We start from the raw sequence: 23,304 nt of genomic DNA on the forward strand, positions 1-23,304 counted from the left end.
GGAAACACCATCTTTTTATTAAATGGCCTCCCTAGCATCGATATTTTCGAAATTCATTAATTACCTAAACGTATTATTTGATAAACCTGCACTTAAATGAAACAATAAAGAAAAGCATGCCTAAATGAAAGCATGCTTCTATTTGAAGTTCTGAATTGTCGCCAGCTATTAAGAACGGGACAACAAACCATTTTATTAAAATTTACGTATTAAAGCTATTTCAGTGTTTTGGACATTATAATATCAATCTGATCCTCATCCCCCATATAAAAAGAATGTGCGCCCGTTTGGACAAAACCCAACTTTTTATAAAAACCAATGGCATTATCATTCCTTTCCCAAACTCCTAGCCAAATCATCTTTTTGTTTTGTTCAATAGCCAGTTCTATCGCTTTATTGATTAAATATTTTCCAAGCCCTTTACCTTGAAATTTATTTCTAATATAAATCCTTTCAATTTCAAGTGACTCATCACCCATTTTTTCGGATTGAGCATCCTTTATATTTATCTTTAAATATCCAGCAGACTCTTCATTGTAATAGATAAAAAAGAAATTCGAAGAAATCGTAGACAATTCTTTTTCCAATTGTTTAAGGTTAAAGGCACTGTCCAAATAAGCCTTCATATTTGCGGCTGAATTCTGATCTTTAAATGTATCATTGAAAGTTTCAATACTTATTTCTTGAAGTAATTGTAGATCTTGTTGATTGCACTTATTTATTTTTATAGTCATTTACGATCAGCTCCTATAGATCAATTTCGCCTTGGCGTAATTGCGTCCAGATTTTGAATTGTGCACACAATTTATTCCTTTGAAAATCCGTGATATCCGCGGTAGAGGTTTTATCTTTATTCAGTAGGTGTTTTAACACTATGTTTCCGCTACAAAAAACATTTGCTGAATGAAGATAAAATTAATAATTTCTCTTGTTCCCCTTTTTTACAAACTCCCAATCAATTTCTATATTTTTTCTAACTTTTTGGAGAAGTTGAAAAAGGACTTCTCCTTCACTTTCTGAAAGTCCCGCTAATGCGACACGATTTGAATGATCATTTTCCCTTTTTATAAATGGAAATACCTGTTTTCCCTTATCTGTTGGAAAGAGTTTTTTTATTTTTTTGTTGTGTTCATCACCTTTTTTTTCAACAAAACCATGAACCTCCAGCTGTTTTATTGCACGGGCTGCGGTTGTTCGGTCTACTTTAATCATCTCAGCTAACTTTTCTTGAATGATTCCCGGGTTTTCACATATTCGAACAAGGTACAAATATTGTCCTTTTGTAAGATCTAATTCCTTAAATTCTATATTACTTATAGAATCTAATGCCCTAGCAATCATTCCAATCTCTCGTAGGATTTCTTTCATCACTATCTCCTCACAATTTTTTGTTGTAAATACAATAAAAAAGGAATATATTTAATATAACCGATTTTTGTTGTATTTACAACAAAAAAGTAATGATAAAGAGGTAAAGTGCAATGAAATATATCTTTTACGTGGTAGGAATATTACTATTAACCTTTGGTATTTCTTTGACAATACAATCAGATTTGGGGACCTCACCTTTTGATGCCCTATTAGTAGGGCTGTCCAAAAGTGTAGGATTTACGGTGGGTAGCTGGGAGGTAATAATCGCTTTAATAATAGTAGGTTGTAATTCACTTTTACAAAAACAAAGGCCAGAAGTTTTAGGGTTGCTAACAGCATTGATCACAGGTATAGGAATTGATATGTGGCTGTTCTTATTGCACAATTTTGTAACACCCGAGTTATGGTACAGTAAAATTGTCTATTTTAGTATCGGCTTAGTAGTTATCGGTTTGGGAACGGCAACTTATTTGCAGACAAATTTTGCTCCAATCCCCTTGGACCGATTAACATTCATCATCCAAAAATTAACTAGGACAAATATATTTTTGGCAAGGACAATCATTTACCTTGTATTCTTAATAATGGCAATGATTTTACATGGACCAACCGGCATTGGAACTTTATTAACTGTTTGTTTTGGAGGACTATTACTAAATTATTTTATGCCAGTTACTAAGAAAGCTCTCGAACACATTTTTAGTTACTCCAGTACATTACCAAATGACTATAATGATTAGATAACTCAAAATGATTGATTCGTAAGTTCCTCCATACTTTAATCCATTTCTCTCTATGAATAATGCTATAATAGAAGAAATTTATTTAATAAAAGAAGGTACGTATATGGAAATACGACAGCTTGAATATTTTTTAATACTGTGTAGGGAGCTTCATTTTACAAAGGCTGCCGAAAAATTGAATATTTCTCAGCCTACGTTAAGCCATCAAATTAAAGTATTAGAAAATGAACTTGGCATCCCACTTTTCGATCGTCTAGGGAAAAAAATAGCTATTACAGATGCTGGTAAAATTTTATATGAGCAATGTACCCATATATTTCGAGCCATTGATAATACAACAAACCAAATTATTGAGCTTAAAGAGGTAAAAGCAGGGAAATTAGTTATTGGAACTTTACCTGGTGAATTAACAAATTTAGTGTCAGATTATTTGTTAGACTATCATCTGGAATATCCAGATGTGCAAGTCTGCATAAATAGCTCGGATGATGTGCTAAAACAATTTAAAGACAATAAAATTGATTTTGCTATAACCTATAAGCAAGAGTATTTCGATTATGAGGAGGAGCAGCTAAAAATCATTTCGCTGTTTACGGAGGAACTACGATTCGTTGCTCATAGTAATCATCCATTAGCAGCTTCTAAAACAATACCTTTTAAGAATATTTTAGAGCTCCCACTTATATTATTTCCAACAATTCACCAATGTAGAAAAGTAATTGATCGTGCAGCTCATAAAGAAAAGCTTCATGTCAAGCCTAAGATAGAAACAGCAAGTATAGACGCTATTTTTAAATTAGTAGAACAAAATGTTGGCGCAACAATTATTTCCAAAACACTTTGTAATTTACATCAATCGACTGCAATTTGTGAGCGCCCTATATGCAATCCACCATTAACAAGAGAAATTGTACTTCTTTATAGAAAAGATAAATTTATTAATTTTGCTGCGAAAGCTTTTATTCACCTTATGATAGAGGGACTTGAAAAAGCAGGATTGTCCATTTCAGAAAAGAGTAAACGGTTAATTCAAACATTATTAAAGTCTCCATAACAATCAAAATCCACTGTACTAAGCATATTTGCTGAATGCAGTGGATTTTCATTTTGTCTTTGCAAGTTGAACAGATAAGTGCCTCTTCTAATAAAATGTGGTATGCAATGATTACCAGCCTTCTCTAATGCTGCAAGAGAATTGTGCGAAAGCTGACAGCCATCCCTTCATGTCATTGACCTAATAGTTTTCGACAACATGAAAAGCATAAGGTTTTCAATAGATAATCAATAATGCTTTCACTCTACCGTATTTCGATAGAATAATTTAAGCTGCGCAACAATCATGATGCTTATCACAACAAGTAAAAACCAAGAGCTTATTTTACCAAAATGGACGATTTCCCATGAAATTTCTTGATTGGGATAAGACCATGCGCCAAAGAACGTTGCAATATTTTCGGCTACCCAAATGAAAAATCCAATTAAAAAGAATGATATAACGATCGGCATTTTATAAATTTTTTTGCGCACTGTAAATTTGACAATCGTACGGTAGAATACAATAAAAAGAGTAGCCATTAAAAGCCATCGAAAATCATAAATAAAATGATGGGTAAAAAAATTTAAATAGATCATGGCTCCAAGTGGGATTGCAAAATAACTCTTTGGCCAGTTAACGATTGCTAAATCAAACCTGCGCCAGGCTTGACAAATATAGCTTGCCACACTGGCATACATAAAACCACTATATAAAGGCCCCCCCCAAATTTTTGTCCACGCTTCTTCTGGATATGACCAAGAGTTAAAATTCACTTTATATATTTCTAGTACAAGCCCAATCATATGAAATAGAAAAATAACTTTCAATTCATCTTTTGATTCCAATTTAAATTTATACATAAGATATTGTGCCAAAAGACAAATGATTAATATAAAGTCGTATCTTGAAATGCCAGGTATTTGGATTGCGTTTGAAAGTGCAAGTGTCATAAATATCACAACAGGGAAAATACAAGATAATGATTGATGATAAATAAAGTAAGCTAAATCTTTAAAAAAACTCTTCAAATTCATTCACCTCAATAGAACTAACTTCAAACTCTTGTTAGAAGAATATAAGATATTTTATCAAAAATGAATATATTTTTATTGATAATCAATAAATTTATTAGGCTGTATCTTGGAACTAAAATATGTGAAAAACGTCTTTTCTTTTCTTCATTGGTGGTAATACTTATATACGTCATAAAAAACCCGATAGTTAGATTTTTATCTAACTATCGGGTAATAAACTCACTCCTGCTATTTTAATAATTTCAACAAACTATGAAAACAGGTATCTTTATAAAATTTATGTTGTTCTTCTAAATCACATGTTAGCCATTGAATTAATGAACCATCAATAATGGCACGTATCATTTTTGCATTTGTTAGTGAATCAATATCCTGACTAAAAACATCTTCAGTTTTTCCTAATTCAATGATTTCTCGTCCAATTCCCCAACAATTCTCGTAAAATTTTAAGTTGATTTTTTTATACTCTTCATTACCGTTTGCTTGAGCTAAAAAATCTAAATACACTCTATAAAATTTTTTATTTTCTTGGGGTGATACAAAAACAGCATTTACGTAGGCTTGAAGTTTTTCAATAGCCGTCTGATACTTGGCGATTTCTTTTATTTCATAACTATATATTTTATTGGTAATAGATTCCAGTAATTCTAATAATATGTTTTGTTTGCTCGTAAAGTAGTAGTGAACTACTCCTTTTGAAACATTCGCATGATTGGCAATATCCTGTAGTGTGACATTATCATAGCCTAAGCTTGAAACAGCATTAAAGGCTGCTTTCATAATCTGCTTTTTTCGTTCTTCCTCTTTCTTTTTCATAGGAGCCTCCAGTGACTTGTTAAAAGCATTATACATGAATAAAGGGTAAATGCCAATTTTTATATTGACCGGTCAGAATAATTTTGTTACTGTTTAATGGAATTAAATTGTAGGAGGATGTTTACGATGACAATAGAAAGCTTTAGAGCGTTAGTAGTCAATCAAGATGAAGAATTCACAGTACATGTTAACAATCTTACTTTAAATGATCTACCAAATGGTGAGGTATTAATTAAAGTAAGTTACTCTGGCATTAATTATAAAGATAGTCTTGCTACGATTCCCAATGGTAAAATTGTTACTTCATATCCTTTCGTACCTGGAATAGATTTAGCTGGGATCGTTGTTTCCTCAGAAGATCCTCAATTTAAAGAAGGTGACGAGGTGATTGCAACTAGCTATGAAATTGGTGTAACCCATTTTGGTGGCTTTAGTGAATATGCTCGTATCCCATCTAAATGGGTTGTTCCACTTCCAAAGGGTCTCTCCCTAAAAGAAGCAATGGTTATTGGCACTGCAGGATTTACAGCAGCATTGTCTATTCAAAGGTTGGAGGAGAATGGTGTTAACCCTGAAAAAGGGAAAATACTTGTGACTGGTGCAACAGGTGGTGTAGGCAGCTTTGCTGTGTCTATCTTATCAACACTAGGTTATCAGGTAGAAGCAAGTACTGGAAAAGAATCTGAACATGAGTATTTGAATAGTCTTGGAGCCACTTCGATTGTTTCTCGTGAAGAAGTATTTGACGGGAAAATCAGAGCATTAGGCAAACAGAAATGGGCAGCTGCTGTTGATTCTGTAGGTGGAGAGCCACTCGCCTCCTTATTAAGTCAAATTCACTATGGTGGGGCTGTTGCTATCAGCGGATTAACAGCTGGAACACAACTTCCTACAAGCGTCTTCCCGTTTATTTTACGAGGGGTTAATTTACTGGGGATTGATTCTGTTTATTGCCCAATGGACATTCGATTGAAAACATGGAATCGTTTAGCGGAGGATTTTAAACCAGCAAATCTTGAAAATTTCATTCATCAAGAAGTAACACTTCAGCAACTTCCTGATGTTCTCCCTATTTTACTAAAAGGTCAAGCTAGAGGGAGAATACTTGTGAAATTATGCGATTAGTAGCCTAAAAATACTATGCAGCCATCTGCTTTCTTTATTTTATCGGATGCCAGTTGGTTGCATTGTTTATGGTGGCAATAAAAAAAGAATTAAGTTCAGTAATACCGAACCTAATTCCTTTTCAGTTATAGAATTTCTTTCAAAATTTAACTAACCTTATTTTACACCACTTGCCCCAAACCCAGACGTTCCACGAACAGTAGGCGATAATTCATTTACTTCTAGCAATTGAATTGTAGGCACAAGCTGAATGACCATTTGAGCAATACGCATTGATTTTTCTACTATAAATGTCTCTTTACCATGATTGATTAAGATAACACCTATTTCGCCCCTATAGCCTTCATCAATTGTGCCTGGACTATTTAGAACTGTTATACTATGTTTTAATGCTAGTCCGCTTCTTGGACGAATTTGAGCTTCCGTTCCTTTTGGTAATTCAATTTGTAAGCCTGTTTTAATTAGTTTAGCTTGTCCTGCTGGAATCTCTGCTGCCTCAATTGAATAAAGATCCATTCCAGCATCACCTGGATTGGCCTGCATCGGAAGCATAGCATCAGCATGTATTCTTTTGATTTTTACGTCTAAGTTCATTATTTTTCATCCTTAACGATTAAAATTAAATGTGTCGTCTGTAATCGGTGCTACTTTTGCCTTGGCATAAGTCGAGCCCTTTTGTGAAAAGAAGTCATATGTGGAGCCTTCATTACGAATACCATTCATCACAATAGGATTGACTTCTTCTTCTGGGAACATTGATTCGAAGCCGACATTCATTAACGCTTTATTAGCATTATAGCGTACATAGGCTTTGACTTCAGGAGATAATCCTGTTTCCGCATAAATATCATCCGTATATTTCATTTCATTTTGATATAAATCTAGTAATAATTCATAGCCCCATAAACGTAGCTCTTCTTGTTTTTCTTTTGAAAATTTCTTGAATAGATTTTGAGCAAAAAAGCCAACTGCGACACCATGGATGGATTCGTCGCGTAAAATAAGCGAAATAATTTCAGCACTGTTTCGTAGGAAGCCTTGTCCTCCTAAGTATAGCGGGTAGAAAAAGCCAGAATAGAAAAGGAAAGATTCAAGCATAACGGAGGAGAACATCGCTTTCCATAAGCTTTCTGGATTGTCTTCTTCAATACTATTATAAATAGCTGCAATTTTATTGGCCTTATACTGTAGAAATTCATTTTTCTTAACCCATTCAAATAGCTCATCTATTTCTTCGTTTGTACAAAGCGTTGTGAAAATATAAGAATAGGATTTGGCATGGATGGCCTCAAATGCATCAAAAACAGTTAGGACCGCCTTCTCCTGTAAATCGTCTGTATAAGCGGCCACACGATTCATCCCTATATTTGTTTGGACGGTATCCAGTAACGTTAATCCTGCGAACACTTTTTTATACGTGTCTTGATGCTCAAAGCTTTTCCACTGTTTAATATCTTTGCTGACCGCAATTTCTTCAGGAAACCAAATTTGCTTCCATTGCTGGTCCCAAAATATTTGTGCAAGTTCACTCGTTGCCTTATTCCAATTGACTGCCTCATATATTATATTTGACATGCTACACACTCCTCTAAGCTTTGTAAACGTTGGCGAACATAGTAAACGGACTTAATTCCCTTTATCCATGCATAAATATATACTTTAGCCAATTGTTCTGTAGTCCAATTGTCAGTTACATAAAGCGTCATCGAAATGCCTTGGTCAACATGTTTTTGAGAGGCTGCATATAAATCGATTAAGTCATATGGATCAATATCATATGCTTCTACATATAAATGACTGTTTTCATTTGTTAAATGTGGCATTGGATAAATTGTTCGGCTATCCGCATAATCACGTACCTCTACGCGCTCTGTACAAGGAGCAATAGAAGCCGTACAGCTACGGATGTAAGAAATACTTCCAGTAGGTGCAATCGCCAAACGATATGAATGAAATAATCCATATTGCATAACATCCTGCTTTAAATTCTCCCACATTTTTGCTGTTATGATTGGAATATTTCCAAGCGCTTTTAGCACAGCAGGTGACAGTTCTTCCTCTGTTTTATTTATATATTGATTAAAGTAAATACCTGAAGCATAGTCACTTTCCTCAAATCGGTAGAATGTTTCGCCTCTTTCTTTTGCCATCACCATTGAAGATTTGAGTGAAAAATAATTCATCGCCTCCATAAAATGGTCCATAAAATCAATAGAATCCTTTGAGCCATACATGATTCCCTCAGTAACAAGATGGCCGTGGAGATTCATACAACCAAGCCCTACTGAATGCATTAATTTATTTGCTTTTGCAACAGGGGGTACATTCTTGATGTTCGTCATTTGTGACACATTTGTTAATAGATGCATAGCTGTATCGACTAATGTTTCAAAATTAGTTACTTTGCTTGCTGCATGGATATCAATTGAACCTAAGTTACAGGATACATCTAGCCCATATTCATTCGGCACATCTTGGTCAGTAATAATACTTGTTTCTTGAACTTGCAATATTTCTGTACATAAATTTGACATTTTCACACGACCAATATTTTTAAGCGGATGCACGTTATTAACATTATCATCAAAAATTTCAAATGGATAGCCCGATTCAAATTGCGCTTTTTTTACCTCTGTATAAAGCTTACGTGCATTCAAACGCTTAATTTTACGAATTTTCTGATTATCTAGCAGCTCGTAATACATTTCTGTAATTGAAATTTCAGACATACGCTTACCATATTCTTTAAAAATATCATAAGGACTAAACAATACAATATCTTTATCACGTTTCATAAGTTCAAAGAAAATACTTGGTATAATAATGCCTGTCGATAGAGTTGCGAGACGAATTTTATCATCAGCATTTGGTTTTTTGGATGAAATAAAATTTTCTATATCAGCATGAAAAATATTTAGATAGACTACGCCCGAGCCATTTCGTTGTCCAAGCTGATTGGAATAACTGAAAGAATTTTCTAATAGTTTCGCTACTGGGATTACACCACTTGCACGATTTAGAATCTCTTTAATTGGATCTCCTAAAGGACGTAAATCTGTTAAGTTTACTCCAACTCCACCACCAAGGCGTGATAGCTCCAAACAATACCCTATATTTTCAGCAATACTATTCATAGAGTCATCCATTGATAATTTAAAGCAGCTTACTAGTTCTCCACGTGCTTTCTTTCCACTATTTAAAGCCGTTGGAGTTGCAGGCTGATACGCCTCCATCATCGCTTCAACAGAGCGTTCTGCTAATATTGTGTCGCCTTGTGCTAAATACAAAGCAATAATGACAATACGGTCCTCATATTTTTCTAAAATTTCTTCCCCATCACGACTCTTCATGGCATAACTATCGTAAAATTTACTTGCACTCATAAAGGATGGAAAACGGAAATGATAATCATATGCCTTTTTGTATAGCTTTTTAATAAATTCCATCTCATACATATCGATAAATTCTTTTTCATAATAACCCTCATCGACTAAATAACGGATTTTTTCTTCAATATCAATAAAGTAACGGAGACGCACGTTTACATATTCTAAAAAGTAACGGCGTGTTGCTTCTCGATCCTTTTCTAACTCTAATTGACCTGTTGTACTATAACGATTTAGTACATCATTATTAAGCTTTAAATATGTTTTCACGCGATGACCCTCATTTCATAAAACGTTTGTATTGCATCATAATCAGTTTGATTTCCTCGTAAATCTAATTTACGCACTAGAGGCACATGATACTTTGCTGCAATTTTCTCGCCAGCAGCGCCAAATACTGTATGGCCGAAATTACTGTTGCCACTTACAACTACTCCCTTACAGTAATTTCCGTTTTGTTCTAAAAAACGAGCTACCTTTGCAGGGATATCACCTAATCCGTCTGTGTATGTGATTAAAAGGTAGGGCTCACTCAACTGTAATTCCTCAGACAGCTCCATTGATTTCCCCTTTAATTTTGAGACAACATTTCGGACATTACCTGTACGACTAGCATAAATAATCATAGTGAAATCAGCTCGATTTGAGAAACAATTTCCTTAACATCCCCTATAAATGTCTCATTATATTCAAGAACTGGCACGCTTAAAAATCCTGCATCTATAATAGTTTGCTTTGCTTTTTCATCATGGTCAATATTTACAATTTCTGCTTCAATTCCTACTCGTTGTAATTCAGATTTTACCCAAAGACATTTAGGACAAATTGTTTTTGTATAAAGTTTCATATAAATCCCTCTTTTCATAAAATAAAAGGCTATCTCTTCAAAGAGAGACAGCCTAAAATGGAAACGTTAAAAACACATAAAAATAGCTACGTCCCCATTCCTTAATCCCCGAAGAAATGATTGTTGTGTTTTATATAGGCAGGTCTCCTGGCTTTGCTTCATTCTCTGATTTCCTTCCCATGCGAAAGCACAGTGGCTTAAATCATCGTCAGCTTTACAGTTGCGGGGACAGCGTCGGTATTGCACCGAACTTCCCTATTAAACTACATATAGTAGTACCTTAATAAAACAAACACAATATATTGTTTTCCGATAGAACTAAGTGTACCATCCTTCAAAATAAAAGTAAATCTAGATTAGAGACTTCTTAATAGTAAGATTATTCGATATTTTCCGCAAAATGATATTAAGCAAGTGGATAAATAGTTCCTAACGCTATAAACAATAATAGACATCTGATAAAGAATTATTTTTATGAAAGTAGTAACACTATGTATTTAAAGTCATTTTCCTGCCTTTCCTTGCAAGAAGTAATTATGTAAATACTTTTTTGGAATATAACATCAAAAATATAGGCATAAGCTAATACAATAATTCTTTACATAAAAACAGTCCTTATTCCGAAGAATAATAGACTGTTAAACTTTTGATTGTTGATAAATCCTTACATATTATTCTAGCCGATAAATAAAGATAGTCCTTATTAAATTCAGACGTCCAGCGCATTTTATGTTCTCTATCATAGACTTCCTTCACTTTACCATTTTTTGAACTACAAAAGAAACTATTAGCCTCTTCACTCTTTAAATATCATTTTTCCATTTGTCGTAAATTCTATTTGTTAGGAAAAGTATTTTCATTCCATTTAGGCATGTATCTATGCTGCTCTACTTAAATGTATCGCACATCCATTGATAAAATTTTTCCTTCTCCTCAAAATTTGGATAATGAGCTGACTCCTCGAAAGAAATAAACTCCTTTTGATCCGCTTCAATCCTATCAAAATAATTTTTTGCTGCATTAGATGAAGTCATAGCGTCGTATTTACCCATTACAAAATAAAATGGTAGCTCAAGTTTGGTAACGATCTTAGGTAGCGGCTTATCCAAGGTTTCTTTTACAAGCTGTTCTTGTGAATTAGCAACTCCATATGTATAGCGAATTAAATCTAATAAATTATATTCACGACTTAATAGTATATCGCCATCCGACATATTAATAAGTCTTGTAGCGCCGCCGTACTTATACACATAGCCTCTTGGAGTCACTGCCTCTCCAGCATGTATTTTTTCAGCGACCCCCTGTAAGTACTTCACATCTTCTGTATTTCCGGCTTTTTTCGCTTCACTTATCGTATTATTCAAATTATCTATTTCACTTTCTTGCATATTGCTCATCTGACCAATCCCAATATAGGCTTCATATTTTTCTGGAGCTTTATAAGCAGCCATTGTTCCTAAGTATGTGCCGTAAGAATGACCTATTAGGATCACTTTCTCTTTACCAAATCGTTTTGAAATATAATCCGTAAGTTCTAATAAATCATCTACAAGTACATCTGCCGTTAAGTTAGAATAATCCTCATTAAAATGATACGATTTACCGCTTCCTCTTTGATCGTAATTAACGACAGTGAAATCCTTTTCTAATAAGTCTTCGTACTTGGCATAAGGAATTTCGGACACACTCGGTCCCCCGTGTACATATATAATGACCGGGTTATTTTGATCACGACCTCTAATCATGATTTGCTGTTTTGTACCATTGATCTTAACTTGTTCTAAAACGCTAATACTGTTATCCCCTTTTATATTCGAAGTCCATGTGGGACGAAAAAGTACTAATAACAATATTATTATAATAATTACTCCCATATATTTTATTATTTTCTTTATATTTTTCATCTAATTCTATTAATTCCTTTCTGCTAATGTAATTTAATTTATGATCCAATACATGCTTTTAAATATTGTGAGGCCATTTTTTAGCAATCCTTATTATGAAATGGATTTAAGCTTGTGTATTTTTACCTCCCTTATTCATTACTCTACCAATGAAAGGTAATATGCTGTAGTGCCAGCAAGTCAATAAAAAGTCATTAAAAAACGACATTTTATGACCTTTGGCTAATACATATTACTTCTTTAAAAATAAGTGGCTTTTGCCATGAATTTAAATCTACTAATATAAAAAAAGAGCGTAGACAAAGTCGGTTGAACTTTATCTACACTCTTTTACTTTAATGTTTTTTTATCTACTATAAGACTCTCTTCCATTGCTTTAATAATAGCTGAAGATCTATTTTTAACGTTTAATTTTGAATAAATGGTAGAAATATAGTTTTTTACAGTTCCAATTGAAAGAAACATCTTTTCTGAAATGTCTTTATTGGATAATCCTTGGGTTAAATATTTTAAAACCCTTAATTCTTGATTATTTAAATCATATGGATGATTTATAAGGTTATCGTCAAGATGTTCTGGGTGCTCGTTTTTCTTTATTTGTATCTGACCAAACACCTCTTTTGCTAATTGTTGAGGGATGAGAGAACCTCCGTTGTAGACCATTTTAATACCCTGAATTAAAAATTCTGGATCAACAGCCTTTAATATATAACCATCTGCACCGGCGTTTAAAGCATCCAAAACGTGATTAACCTCTTGAAAAGTAGTCAGTATTATCACTTTTATATGTGGCCAACGTTTTTTTATTTCATCTGTTGCCTTTACACCATCCATCACTGGCATTTGAATATCCATTAATAGAATATCAAGGCTTTCCATTTCGCATAAATCAATTGCCTTTTCCCCATTTTCTGCAGTACCAACAATCTCAATGTCAGAAATACTTTCAATCACAATTTTTAAGCTTTTTCTTAAAATCTCTTGATCTTCAACTATTGCCGCTTTAATCACCATCATTAAACTTCCTTTGCTATTGGTATGTTACACGTTATTCTCATACCATTATTCAATTTAGAATAAAAGGTAACTGTCCCCGCTAATGCCGATATTCGATCTTTCATTGAGCGTAATCCAAATCCTAAATTCAATTCATCACAACCATTTCCATTATCTTCAATAAGAATAATTAATTCTTCTTGTTTAAACGAAATATTTACCTTAATAAAAGTTGACTGACCATGTCTTTTCGCATTTGTAAGCCCTTCTTGTATACAACGAATAATAACAAACTTTAATCTTTCACTAACTTTGATAGCTTCCCCTTCAACATTCAGCTTTATATCTGTTGCTGTATGTTTCATAAAATCAGCAATCAATTCTTGCACCGATTCAACAAGTGTTTGATGGTCCATTGGCGACATATGATGAATTGTTTTTCTCACATCATTCAATCCATTTCGTGCTAAATCCGAAATCTCTTTTATACTTTTTTCTGCTTCTTTTTTATCTGCCTGATATAGAAAAGGAAGGGCATCTAAACTGGTTATGACTGATGTAAAAATATGGCCGACGGTATCATGCAAATCTTGTGAAACTCGATTTCGTTCTTCTCTAATCGTCAGTTCCTCAATCCTTTTTGAATAGTATTCCAAATGCTTATTTTTTTCCTCAATAGAGGCAATTAACTCTTTATTAGCGGTAATGACAATAGTCGTTCTTCCTAGGCAAAACCCAATCCCATAAAAAATAATTGTGTCTATAAAAAGTGCAAAGAAATCCTTATTAATGAAAAGACTGCCGGCCCATGTACCAACTACTAAGAAAGGACCTAACCAAATTAATGGCTTAACTTGACAAGCATAGGCAACAGTTAGGATAGGCACGAGTAAAAAACTATAAGTCACTGCTATTTCATGCTGACTTGATAAGTAAATAAACAATGAACCAGTTAACAACACCTCGGTCATTATATAATATTGGAACTTTATAAGCCCAGGTCGATAAAATAGATGGGGTATTATATAAGAACAACTAGCCCATAAAAGTAAAATCCACTTTTCTGAACCAATCGTACTAATGAATATTGAATTGCCATTATATGCAAACCATATCGTACGCATTAGAAATAAAAAATAGTCCAACCAATGCCATTTCCTTTGATCTTTTATTGCTTTCATACTTAATTCCCCTATCTTCGGTGTGTAGTCCACCATTCCTATAAATAATTATTTTCCGCTCATAGTTAATGATGATAAAGTGACTGTACTGTTGTTCACATTATACAATATTTCCCTATTTTTATTTGTATGTACTTGACTATATCTGCAAACTGTACTTCTTTTAAGAGATACATTTTTTATAGAAAAATATCCATTATGTGTATTTTAATAATAATTTTTTATTTTTTGATTAGACCATTTCCTTCCTAAGCTAATAATAAACCAATACATACAAAATGCTATTCGTTCTGATTTTAAAATAAGAAAGAATAGTTTTTTCTATTTTGCAAGTTGGTAATAACAGATTTGCTTCCTTTTTTCATATCTATTGTCTCTAATTTAAATTAGCGTCTGAATGTTTTTTCTACAGATAACCACATTGTCATTTTTAGTTCTCTTCTTTACTTGGACTATTCTTTAAATAATTTCTATCCTATCTGCACATTATCTTTATCTATAGCAGCTAGTCTATGTTTTGTAAACGGCAGTTGCTTATACAATGACGATCGCTTACAAAATATGATTTGAGAGGAAGAATAAAATGATAAAGAAAATATTTATTTGTGTACTAATGGGAGCTATTGCATTGTGCTCAGTAGCCTGTGTAGACAATGGGACCGAAAAGACATCGAATACAATCACACAAAATACGGCTTATAAGAAGGAATCGGAAAGTAGGAAGTATGAGTCTATTTTTAAAAATAGTTTATTTTTTGGAGATTCTATTACAGAGGGACTTAATTATCAAGAATTAATCGATGATACAAATGTTATCGCTGACGCAGGTAAAGTTACAGTTATGGCCGTAGAAGAAGATGTTGGTAAAGTAGTAGAAAAAAACCCTGAACACATTTTTATGAGTTTTGGTATTAATGATTTACTGATGCGAATGGATCTTAAAGGAAATCCAATCGATAACCCAGTTGAGTATTCAATAGATAATTATTCAAAACTAGTACAGAAAGTGAAGGAAAAGCTTCCTAATGTAAAAATACACATTTTATCTGTAACACCTGTTACTGATAAAGCATTACAGGAGTTTTCACAATATAAACACATTGATGAATATAATGTGAAACTTAAAGAATTAGCAAAAGCTGAAAAAGCAGAATACATTGATTTATCCCCGATTTTTGATAAAAACACTGATTTACATGATGAAGATGGCGTACACTTTAAAGCTAAATATTATACGCAGCTACTCGATATTTTAAAAATTTCTGTTAAGTAGTGTCCATATTCTAAAAATTCACAGTTCTAATAAAGGAACTGTACTTAAAAAAAGTGTAATTATTTAGGTGGTGACAAATATTGGTATTCAGTAGCTTAATTTTTCTTTTTGTATTTTTACCATTAGCCATTCTTCTATATTATATATCTCCTAAGGCTCTTCGGAATTTTGTATTATTTGTAGTTAGTCTAATTTTTTATGCATGGGGTGAACCAGTATATATAGTAATTATGATATTCTCCACCCTATTTGATTATATGAACGGAGTACTTATAGACAAATATAGAGGTCACAAGGGTATTACAAAAGCTATATTCATTAACTCAATCATTATAAATTTAGGAATACTTGGATTCTTCAAATATTATGGTTTCGTAGTGGACAACATCAATTCCATTTTTCACTTAAATATTCATGTTGACACTCTCCCTCTTCCAATTGGAATCTCTTTCTATACATTTCAAACTATGTCTTATGTGATAGACGTATATTTAGGTAAAGTATCTGCACAAAGAAATATTATTTCTTTTGGTACTTATGTAACGATGTTCCCACAACTGGTCGCAGGGCCTATTGTAAAATACAGTGATATTGAAACCCAATTACAACATAGAAAAGTAACATTAGATCGTTTTGGCGAAGGAATGGAGCTATTTATTAGAGGTCTTGCCCTAAAAGTACTTTTAGCTAATAATATAGGACTTCTTTGGACGAGTGTTAAATCAACCTCAATGTCAGAACTAACTATTTTAACAGCATGGCTTGGGATTATTGCTTTTGCCTTCCAAATTTACTTTGATTTTAGGGGATATTCAGCTATGGCGCAAGGTTTAGGAAAAATGTTTGGTTTTGATTTGCCAGAAAACTTTAACTATCCCTATATATCTAAAAGTGTCACTGAGTTTTGGCGTAGATGGCACATTTCATTAGGCTCTTGGTTTAGAGAGTATGTATACATTCCTCTTGGGGGAAATCGGTCAGGATTACTCAAACAGCTTAGAAATTTGTTTATAGTTTGGTTCTTAACAGGATTATGGCATGGGGCTAGCTGGAATTTCGTTGTATGGGGACTTTATTTTGGATTATTTGTAACACTTGAAAAGCTTTTTCTTTTAAAATGGCTTAAAAAAAGAATGCATGTTTTTGCACATGTGTACACACTTATCATCGTATTAATTGGATGGGTATTTTTTGAATTTGATAACTTATCAGTAGCCATTAGCTTCATTGGAACAATGTTTGGCTTTAATCAAACTGCTTTCTTGGATAAGAATACACTCTATTATCTCACAACTAATTTTACATTATTTTGTATCTTAGCAATTTGTTCAACACCATTCCCCCAAAAGACACTTGTATATTTAAGAGAAAAGTTGAAAATTTCAGGAGCTATTTGTATGCCAATCTTTTATGTGATACTAGTAGTTCTATCAACTGCATATTTAGTAAACGACACATATAATCCATTCCTATATTTTAGATTTTAAGTATTAGCTATATTTAGTTTGAAAGAGGTGAGTTGCTTGAATCAGTATGAAAAAATATACAAATACACAATGGCGAGTTTGTTGTCGCTATTTATAGGTGGCATGTTCAGTATTAATTTATTAACTCCAAACAAATCATTTTCTGATTCAGAGAATAGAAACTTAGAACCGTTACCAACGTTCTCTATTCAAAATCTTTTAGATAAAAAATTCACTTCACACTATGAAACATATATGTCTGACCAGTTTGCATTTAGAGATTTTTGGATAGGCATGAAATCTGATATAGATCGAACAATAGGGAAAAAAGAAAATAACGGAGTATATATCGGTAAGAATGGTTTTTTACTTCAAAAATTTAATAAACCTGAAGATCAAGATGTGAAAAGTAAAATTGCAGCAATAAATGATTTTCATTTAGCAAATCCAAATGTGGAAAAGCACATAATGTTGATTCCTACAGCAATTAGTATTTTAGATAAGAAACTTCCTAATTTTGTTTCTCATGATGATGAGCTTACGTATATTGATAAAGTAAAGAAATCCTTGAATACGAAAATCAATTTTATTGATGTATATCCTACATTGCGTTCAAAAGAGAATGAATATATCTATTATAAAACCGATCATCATTGGACTACTAAAGGCGCATATTATGCCTACCTAGAGTTGAGTAAAAATTTAAATTTTACTCCCACCCAAAAAGAGTCATTCAACATAAAAAAAATTACTAATAGTTTCTATGGTTCACTATATTCTAAAGGAGGTTTTCGACATATAGATCCTGATAGCATTGAATTATACGAGCCTAAGGAAGCTATCAAATACAAAGTAGAATATGTTGATGAAGATAAAACCTCTAGCACCCTTTATGAGATGAATAACATCAAGAAAAAAGATAAATATACCGTCTTTTTCAACGGAAATCATCCATTAGTGAAGATAACAACTGAAAATACGAGTGAAAAAAAAATAGTAGTTGTAAAGGATTCTTATGCAAATGCCTTACTTCCTTTTTTACTACCACATTTTAGTGAAATTCAAGTGATTGATCTTAGATACTATAGCGATAGCCTACATTTATTCATACAAAAAAACAAAATCGATGAAATGCTACTAATTTACAATGCAAATACTTTCTTTGAGGATTCATCTATATCTGACTTATCCGAATAAACGACAAGGAGAATTAGCCCTATGAGAAATTTAATAAAATCCGGTATGACTATTTTTGTTTGCACTATTATTCTAGTAGTTTTAAGTGGTTGTTCAGGAAAACAAACGAATCCATCCGCTACAGAAATAGGAGAACAAATTGGTCACACCACAAACTTAGACGAAATGAAAGAAGGAGATCATAAAAAACTTCAAAAGTTATATCACATAAATACCGATGAAGTTGAAAGCTTTGTTCTTTATACTGCCCCCACAAACATTAAAGCTGATGAAATTGCTGTGATTAAAGCGAAAGATGTGAAAAATGTAGACAACATGAAAGAGAAAATTTCCAATAGAATCGAAAAAAAATCAAAAAGCTTTAAAAACTATTTACCAGAAGAACATTTCTTAATAGAAAAGCATGTCTTGAAAACAAAAGATAGCTATATTCTCTTAGCTATTTCAAAAGACTCTGAAGAAATAGAAAAGGCGTTTGATAAAGCGCTTAAATAAAATTGACTAAAATAGAAAGTGTTCCCCACTCTCTATTTTTTTCTTGAATGAAGGACTTAAGTCATTCATCACCACCCTTTTTCTTTTCATATTCTTTAGAATTAGCTTGATTTTGAGGGAAAACATATGGGGATTGAATTCACAGTTCTCCAGTGTTATCGCCGTATAATTTAGCAATTTTTGAGGATAATAGCTGGGGATTTTGACAATGTTTTTTTAAAGCTATTGGCTTAAGTATGTGAAAATAATTGGAGCTCTTAGAATATTAGTGAGCATAGGCTTTGACTTTGAAAATATATTTGTACTAAAATTATCTCGAGCTCGAGATATATTGAATAGAGATATTAATTGAATGTTCACTTGTACTGTCTATCATTTTGACAGAATGACTGATTACAATTAGTAGCATCATATAAGATATATTGAAACCTCAACATTTATAGGAATTACTAGGAGGAACAAACATTATGGCAATTGAATTTTATTCTGCATTAAAAGAAAGACGCTCTTACTATGGAATTAATAAAGATGTACAAGTATCTGATGAGAGAATTAAGGAAATTATTGAATTTGCTGTTCAGCATACACCTTCAGCTTTCAACTCGCAAACTGCTCGTTTAGTAGTATTAACAGGTGAAGCTCATGATAAATTATGGAATATTACAACTGACATTTTACGCAATGTAGTTGGAGAAGGAGATTTCACAGGAACTCAACAAAAAATGGATTCATTTAAATCAGGATACGGGACAGTATTATTCTTCGAAGATGAGTCAATCATTAAATCTCTTCAAGGGCAATTCCCTTCTTATGCTGAAAACTTCCCAATCTGGTCTAACCAAGCGTCAGGGATGCATCAGTTAGTAGTATGGGCTGGATTAGAAGCAGAAGGACTAGGAGTCTCTGTACAACACTATAATCCGTTAATTGATGATGAAGTGAAAAAAGAATGGAATATTTCTGAAGACTGGAAATTAATTGCGCAAATGCCGTTTGGTAATCCAGTTGCTCAACCAGGTGAAAAAGAGTACCAACCACTTGAAGGACGTGTAAAGTTTTATAAATAATTATTTTGAGTAGTAGAAAGAAAACACTATTCAGAATGATTAAAGAATCTAATAATTTCGAATAAGATATTATAGTTCCCCTATTTGTATTATAGTACTATAATAGATTTGTAATAGATTTTATCGTTAGGAGATGCAATATAATGAAAGCATTAAGATGGCACAACGCTAAAGATTTACGATTAGAAAATATTGAAGAGCCTTCTGCAAAAAAAGGCGAAGTAAAACTTAAAGTTGAATGGTGCGGTATTTGTGGTAGTGATTTACACGAATATACAGCAGGTCCTATCTTTATACCAGCAGATCAACCACATCCTTTAACTGGCGATAAAGCACCAATTGTTATGGGACATGAATTCTCAGGACAAGTTGTAGAAGTTGGCGAAGGTGTAACGACAGTACAAGTTGGTGATCGTGTTGCAGTAGAGCCAATCTATAATTGCGGTGAATGTGAGCCTTGTAAACAAGGGTTATACAATCTTTGCGAAAAAATGGGCTTCTATGGTCTTGCTGGAGGCGGCGGTGGTTTCTCTGAATTCACTTCTGTTCCAGAGCACATGCTACACAAATTACCAGAAGGTGTTTCTTATGAACAAGGGGCACTTGTTGAACCATCTGCTGTAGCACTTCACGCAGTAAAACAAAGTAAATTAAAAGTAGGCGATAAAGCAGCTGTATTTGGTACAGGTCCGATCGGTCTACTAGTAATTGAAGCATTAAAAGCTGCTGGTGCATCTGAAATCTATGCTGTGGAATTATCTGAGCAACGTAGAGAAAAAGCGGCAGAATTTGGTGCAATTGCTATTGATCCTGCTACTGGTGATGCGGTAGAACAAATCCAAAAACTTACTAATGGTGGCGTTGATGTTGCATTTGAAGTTACTGGTGTTCCGCCAGTATTAAAACAGGCCATCCACTCTACAAAATTTAACGGTGAAACTATGGTTGTTAGTATCTTCGAAAAAGAAGCACCTATTCATCCACAAGATCTTGTGCTAAGAGAGCGTAATCTTACTGGTATTATTGGATACCGTGATGTTTTCCCAGCTGTTATTAATTTAATGGCTCAAGGATACTTTGCTGCTGATAAATTAGTGACAAAACGTATTAAACTTGATGAAGTCATAGAAGAAGGTTTCGAAGGACTATTAAAAGAAAGAAATCATATTAAAATTTTGGTAAAAGCTGAATAGTTATTTACCATCGAAAGATTAGATTTCCTACTATTGTAGCCGCATAAAAAATAGTATTGGGCATGTTTTGAATTTTTTTCAAAACATGCCCTTTTTATGTATACTTGACATGGCAACAACTAGGTGATGAAAGACTATTTCAGGCTCAGCAGTAGGAACTGTTAGCGAAAGCATAATAAAGTGAAGTTCAATACAGTCTGATTCACCTCTTAATGCTTTTGCTACTTTATTTTGACGATTATTTTTGAGTTCCTGGTCTTACAATTTACATTCTAAAAAGGGATTTACTTATTTTGAAATAAAACTGAACAGAGTTGTATTGTTTAAACAAGGAATTAAAAAAAGGAGTGGGTAAGGGAAATTTCCCCAACACTCCACTCCTTCTTTCCATTCGCTACTTGATAGCTTGAAGGTGTGGGCTTCTAGGATAATACATCTACCCATCGCCATTTTCCGCGAACCATTCCATTGATAATACTGATTCATCTTTCTGAATTTGTTTAGCGTAAGTATGTCCACTACCTACTAAAAATGCTGAAATACCAAACGTAATGATTACATTTTTTCCTTATCTTAATCTTATGGTTTTTTGCACCAAACCCTTCAGAAAAATAGCTTTCATTTTATATTATTGATACTTTTTCAATTATCCATTTATACTACCTATCTACTTAAACGAAATTTTTCAAAATCATCACCAACTTTTTTTCTCTTCATATTCTATAGAATCAGATCGAATATTGAGGGGGAAACATATGGGGATTGAATTCACAGCTCTCCATTGGATTTATGTTGTTTTTATTGTGCTTATCATTGGATTTATGGTTAAACGTCGCGATACCACCCTCATTTGTGTACTAGGCATCTTCATGCTTGCGATTGTTGCTACTGGCGATTTAACTTCATCCATTAGTGGTGTTTTTAATAGCTTTATTTATGCCATTACAGAGCTGTTATCGACCATTCTGATTATTTCTATTATTGTTGCCATGAGCCGGGTGATGATGACTGCTGGCATTAATGAGGTCATGATTGCTCCTTTTACAAAGTTCATTAAAACTCCTACTCTAGCCTATTGGACGATTGGTCTTTTAATGATGTTAATCTCCTGGTTTTTCTGGCCATCACCTGCAGTAGCATTGTTAGGGGCGGTTCTGTTGCCTGTTGCGATTCGAGCGGGCTTACCAGCACTGGGAGTTGCGATGGCTATGAATTTATTTGGACATGGAATTGCACTATCGAGCGATTTTGTTATACAGGGGGCTCCAAAGCTTACTGCTGATGCAGCGGGGATTCCAGTCGGTGAAGTTGTTTCAGCTAGTATCCCTCTCGTTATCACCATGGGCGTAGTAACGACAATTACTGCTTATATTTTTTTAAGACGAGATATGAGACGAGGGACTTTGCTACTAAACATGGCCAATGAAACATCTGAAAATACAGAACAAGCAACGGTGGAAAATTTACTGTCTGTTGGGCAAAAACGTTTCTTTGCCCTGCTTATTCCAATCGCCTTTATAGTAGATGTTATCGCTATGTCGGTTTTCAAGCTACAAGGTGGAGATGCTACAGCCTTAATCGGTGGGACCTCTGTTTTTATCTTACTTCTGCTTAGTGTTGTGGCACATAAAAAAGATGGGCTAGAAAAGACTACAAGCTATTTGATTCAAGGATTCCAATTCGGCTTTAAGGTTTTTGGGCCCGTTATTCCCATTGCCGCTTTCTTCTATCTTGGAGATGCCGGCTTCATACAAATTATTGGAGACCATTTACCCGCTACCTCTCATGGCATTGTCAATGATCTCGGTGTTGGTCTTGCTGCAGTAGTTCCGTTAACAAAGGAAATCGCAGTCATCACTTTAGCAGTCGTCGGTGCCATTACTGGGTTAGATGGCTCTGGCTTCTCAGGTATTTCCTTAGCTGGCTCTGTGGGCAGTTTGTTTGGCAATGCAATTGGGGGCGGTACAGCTACCTTAACAGCTCTTGGGCAAATTACAGCGATTTGGGTTGGAGGTGGGACTCTTCCACCTATATAAGACACATCAATTATGACCCCCATCACGGAGTGGTCTTTTTAATTTATCCGCTTATGCCCATGACATCGATAAACATCCTATCCGCATGTCAACAAACCATAAAAAATAGCCCCCTTATAAATAAGAGAGCTATATATA

22 protein-coding genes and 1 riboswitch are annotated in these 23,304 nt (G+C 33.7%); of the genes, 10 read left to right on the forward strand and 12 right to left on the reverse strand.

Going from position 1 to position 23,304, the window contains the following annotated elements; translation table 11 throughout:
- Positions 1-215 precede the first annotated feature (215 nt).
- Both B2R82_RS06410 and B2R82_RS06415 read right to left on the reverse strand, forming a co-directional pair.
- On the reverse strand, positions 216-734 hold the full coding sequence (locus B2R82_RS06410; protein WP_286924059.1) for a GNAT family N-acetyltransferase: 519 nt from the start codon (positions 732-734) through the stop codon (positions 216-218).
- Positions 735-915: 181 nt separating this feature from the next.
- Entirely contained in the window at positions 916-1,368 is a 453-nt protein-coding gene (locus B2R82_RS06415; RefSeq protein WP_286924060.1) for a MarR family winged helix-turn-helix transcriptional regulator, read from the reverse strand.
- 113 nt (positions 1,369-1,481) lie between these two features.
- Here B2R82_RS06415 and B2R82_RS06420 point away from each other — a divergent pair, with 113 nt between their 5' ends.
- Both B2R82_RS06420 and B2R82_RS06425 read left to right on the forward strand, forming a co-directional pair.
- Entirely contained in the window at positions 1,482-2,111 is a 630-nt protein-coding gene (locus B2R82_RS06420) for a YczE/YyaS/YitT family protein (RefSeq protein ID WP_286924061.1), read from the forward strand.
- Between the two features lie 55 nt (positions 2,112-2,166).
- Positions 2,167-3,168 (forward strand): LysR family transcriptional regulator, encoded by a 1,002-nt coding sequence (locus B2R82_RS06425; RefSeq protein ID WP_286924062.1) that lies wholly within the window; start codon positions 2,167-2,169, stop codon positions 3,166-3,168.
- A 239-nt stretch (positions 3,169-3,407) separates the two neighbouring features.
- On the opposite strand, the gene B2R82_RS06430 is transcribed toward B2R82_RS06425, so the two are convergent.
- Together B2R82_RS06430 and B2R82_RS06435 are read right to left on the reverse strand one after the other, a co-directional pair.
- A complete protein-coding gene (locus tag B2R82_RS06430) occupies positions 3,408-4,184 on the reverse strand; it encodes a DUF817 domain-containing protein (protein ID WP_376781221.1) in 777 nt (258 codons plus the stop codon).
- Positions 4,185-4,412: 228 nt separating this feature from the next.
- A complete protein-coding gene (locus B2R82_RS06435) occupies positions 4,413-5,000 on the reverse strand; it encodes a TetR/AcrR family transcriptional regulator (protein WP_286924064.1) in 588 nt (195 codons plus the stop codon).
- Between the two features lie 126 nt (positions 5,001-5,126).
- On the opposite strand from B2R82_RS06435, the gene B2R82_RS06440 reads away from it, so the two are divergent.
- Positions 5,127-6,125, forward strand: coding sequence for an NADPH:quinone oxidoreductase family protein (locus B2R82_RS06440; protein ID WP_286924065.1), 999 nt, complete (start codon positions 5,127-5,129; stop codon positions 6,123-6,125).
- Positions 6,126-6,281: 156 nt separating this feature from the next.
- Here the strand turns inward: B2R82_RS06440 and dut are convergent, their stop codons facing one another.
- The 8 genes from dut to B2R82_RS06480 form a co-directional block, all read right to left on the reverse strand.
- On the reverse strand, positions 6,282-6,719 hold the full coding sequence (dut, locus tag B2R82_RS06445; RefSeq protein WP_286924066.1) for a dUTP diphosphatase: 438 nt from the start codon (positions 6,717-6,719) through the stop codon (positions 6,282-6,284).
- Between the two features lie 12 nt (positions 6,720-6,731).
- Positions 6,732-7,700, reverse strand: a complete 969-nt coding sequence (nrdF, locus tag B2R82_RS06450; protein ID WP_286924068.1) for a class 1b ribonucleoside-diphosphate reductase subunit beta — start codon at positions 7,698-7,700, stop codon at positions 6,732-6,734.
- Positions 7,688-9,781: a class 1b ribonucleoside-diphosphate reductase subunit alpha gene (gene nrdE, locus B2R82_RS06455; RefSeq protein WP_286924069.1), complete on the reverse strand. Its 2,094-nt coding sequence runs from the start codon at positions 9,779-9,781 to the stop codon at positions 7,688-7,690. The genes nrdF and nrdE overlap by 13 nt, the downstream gene beginning before the upstream one ends.
- Positions 9,778-10,137 carry a class Ib ribonucleoside-diphosphate reductase assembly flavoprotein NrdI gene (gene nrdI, locus B2R82_RS06460; protein ID WP_286924070.1) on the reverse strand — a complete coding sequence of 120 codons (360 nt, stop codon included), beginning with the start codon at positions 10,135-10,137 and terminating at the stop codon, positions 9,778-9,780. Before nrdI ends, nrdE begins: the two co-directional genes overlap by 4 nt.
- The gene (locus B2R82_RS06465) at positions 10,134-10,358 is read right to left on the reverse strand and encodes a glutaredoxin family protein (RefSeq protein ID WP_286924071.1); all 225 of its coding nucleotides are present in this window, start codon (positions 10,356-10,358) and stop codon (positions 10,134-10,136) included. The genes nrdI and B2R82_RS06465 overlap by 4 nt, the downstream gene beginning before the upstream one ends.
- A gap of 120 nt (positions 10,359-10,478) precedes the next feature.
- Positions 10,479-10,656, reverse strand: a riboswitch (cobalamin riboswitch).
- A gap of 589 nt (positions 10,657-11,245) precedes the next feature.
- The gene (locus B2R82_RS06470; RefSeq protein WP_286924072.1) at positions 11,246-12,262 is read right to left on the reverse strand and encodes an alpha/beta hydrolase; all 1,017 of its coding nucleotides are present in this window, start codon (positions 12,260-12,262) and stop codon (positions 11,246-11,248) included.
- A gap of 330 nt (positions 12,263-12,592) precedes the next feature.
- On the reverse strand, positions 12,593-13,276 hold the full coding sequence (locus B2R82_RS06475) for a response regulator transcription factor (RefSeq protein WP_286924073.1): 684 nt from the start codon (positions 13,274-13,276) through the stop codon (positions 12,593-12,595).
- A 2-nt stretch (positions 13,277-13,278) separates the two neighbouring features.
- A complete protein-coding gene (locus B2R82_RS06480) occupies positions 13,279-14,439 on the reverse strand; it encodes a sensor histidine kinase (protein ID WP_286924074.1) in 1,161 nt (386 codons plus the stop codon).
- Between the two features lie 583 nt (positions 14,440-15,022).
- Between B2R82_RS06480 and B2R82_RS06485 the strand changes: the two genes are divergently transcribed.
- From B2R82_RS06485 to B2R82_RS06515, 7 genes are all read left to right on the forward strand, one after another.
- Positions 15,023-15,712 (forward strand): GDSL-type esterase/lipase family protein, encoded by a 690-nt coding sequence (locus B2R82_RS06485; protein ID WP_286924076.1) that lies wholly within the window; start codon positions 15,023-15,025, stop codon positions 15,710-15,712.
- 80 nt (positions 15,713-15,792) lie between these two features.
- Positions 15,793-17,199, forward strand: a complete 1,407-nt coding sequence (locus B2R82_RS06490; RefSeq protein ID WP_286924077.1) for an MBOAT family O-acyltransferase — start codon at positions 15,793-15,795, stop codon at positions 17,197-17,199.
- Between the two features lie 36 nt (positions 17,200-17,235).
- A complete protein-coding gene (locus tag B2R82_RS06495; RefSeq protein ID WP_286924078.1) occupies positions 17,236-18,375 on the forward strand; it encodes a DHHW family protein in 1,140 nt (379 codons plus the stop codon).
- 21 nt (positions 18,376-18,396) lie between these two features.
- Positions 18,397-18,870: a DUF4358 domain-containing protein gene (locus B2R82_RS06500; RefSeq protein ID WP_286924080.1), complete on the forward strand. Its 474-nt coding sequence runs from the start codon at positions 18,397-18,399 to the stop codon at positions 18,868-18,870.
- Positions 18,871-19,337: 467 nt separating this feature from the next.
- Positions 19,338-19,937 (forward strand): nitroreductase family protein, encoded by a 600-nt coding sequence (locus B2R82_RS06505; RefSeq protein WP_286924081.1) that lies wholly within the window; start codon positions 19,338-19,340, stop codon positions 19,935-19,937.
- A gap of 143 nt (positions 19,938-20,080) precedes the next feature.
- Positions 20,081-21,130 carry a 2,3-butanediol dehydrogenase gene (locus B2R82_RS06510; protein WP_286924082.1) on the forward strand — a complete coding sequence of 350 codons (1,050 nt, stop codon included), beginning with the start codon at positions 20,081-20,083 and terminating at the stop codon, positions 21,128-21,130.
- A 755-nt stretch (positions 21,131-21,885) separates the two neighbouring features.
- The gene (locus B2R82_RS06515; protein WP_286924083.1) at positions 21,886-23,166 is read left to right on the forward strand and encodes a hypothetical protein; all 1,281 of its coding nucleotides are present in this window, start codon (positions 21,886-21,888) and stop codon (positions 23,164-23,166) included.
- Positions 23,167-23,304 lie beyond the last annotated feature (138 nt).

The organism is Lysinibacillus sp. UBA6686, assembly GCF_002455205.1.
Taxonomy (GTDB): domain Bacteria; phylum Bacillota; class Bacilli; order Bacillales_A; family Planococcaceae; genus Lysinibacillus; species Lysinibacillus pakistanensis.

Coding starts and splice junctions, on each gene's coding strand:
- B2R82_RS06410 (WP_286924059.1), bottom strand. CDS start 734: ATGACTATAAAAATAAATAAGTGCAATCAACAAGATCTACAATTACTT.
- B2R82_RS06415 (WP_286924060.1), bottom strand. CDS start 1,368: ATGAAAGAAATCCTACGAGAGATTGGAATGATTGCTAGGGCATTAGAT.
- B2R82_RS06420 (WP_286924061.1), top strand. CDS start 1,482: ATGAAATATATCTTTTACGTGGTAGGAATATTACTATTAACCTTTGGT.
- B2R82_RS06425 (WP_286924062.1), top strand. CDS start 2,167: ATGAATAATGCTATAATAGAAGAAATTTATTTAATAAAAGAAGGTACG.
- B2R82_RS06430 (WP_376781221.1), bottom strand. CDS start 4,184: ATGAATTTGAAGAGTTTTTTTAAAGATTTAGCTTACTTTATTTATCAT.
- B2R82_RS06435 (WP_286924064.1), bottom strand. CDS start 5,000: ATGAAAAAGAAAGAGGAAGAACGAAAAAAGCAGATTATGAAAGCAGCC.
- B2R82_RS06440 (WP_286924065.1), top strand. CDS start 5,127: ATGACAATAGAAAGCTTTAGAGCGTTAGTAGTCAATCAAGATGAAGAA.
- dut (WP_286924066.1), bottom strand. CDS start 6,719: ATGAACTTAGACGTAAAAATCAAAAGAATACATGCTGATGCTATGCTT.
- nrdF (WP_286924068.1), bottom strand. CDS start 7,700: ATGTCAAATATAATATATGAGGCAGTCAATTGGAATAAGGCAACGAGT.
- nrdI (WP_286924070.1), bottom strand. CDS start 10,137: ATGATTATTTATGCTAGTCGTACAGGTAATGTCCGAAATGTTGTCTCA.
- B2R82_RS06465 (WP_286924071.1), bottom strand. CDS start 10,358: ATGAAACTTTATACAAAAACAATTTGTCCTAAATGTCTTTGGGTAAAA.
- B2R82_RS06470 (WP_286924072.1), bottom strand. CDS start 12,262: ATGAAAAATATAAAGAAAATAATAAAATATATGGGAGTAATTATTATA.
- B2R82_RS06475 (WP_286924073.1), bottom strand. CDS start 13,276: ATGGTGATTAAAGCGGCAATAGTTGAAGATCAAGAGATTTTAAGAAAA.
- B2R82_RS06480 (WP_286924074.1), bottom strand. CDS start 14,439: ATGAAAGCAATAAAAGATCAAAGGAAATGGCATTGGTTGGACTATTTT.
- B2R82_RS06485 (WP_286924076.1), top strand. CDS start 15,023: ATGATAAAGAAAATATTTATTTGTGTACTAATGGGAGCTATTGCATTG.
- B2R82_RS06500 (WP_286924080.1), top strand. CDS start 18,397: ATGAGAAATTTAATAAAATCCGGTATGACTATTTTTGTTTGCACTATT.
- B2R82_RS06505 (WP_286924081.1), top strand. CDS start 19,338: ATGGCAATTGAATTTTATTCTGCATTAAAAGAAAGACGCTCTTACTAT.
- B2R82_RS06510 (WP_286924082.1), top strand. CDS start 20,081: ATGAAAGCATTAAGATGGCACAACGCTAAAGATTTACGATTAGAAAAT.
- B2R82_RS06515 (WP_286924083.1), top strand. CDS start 21,886: ATGGGGATTGAATTCACAGCTCTCCATTGGATTTATGTTGTTTTTATT.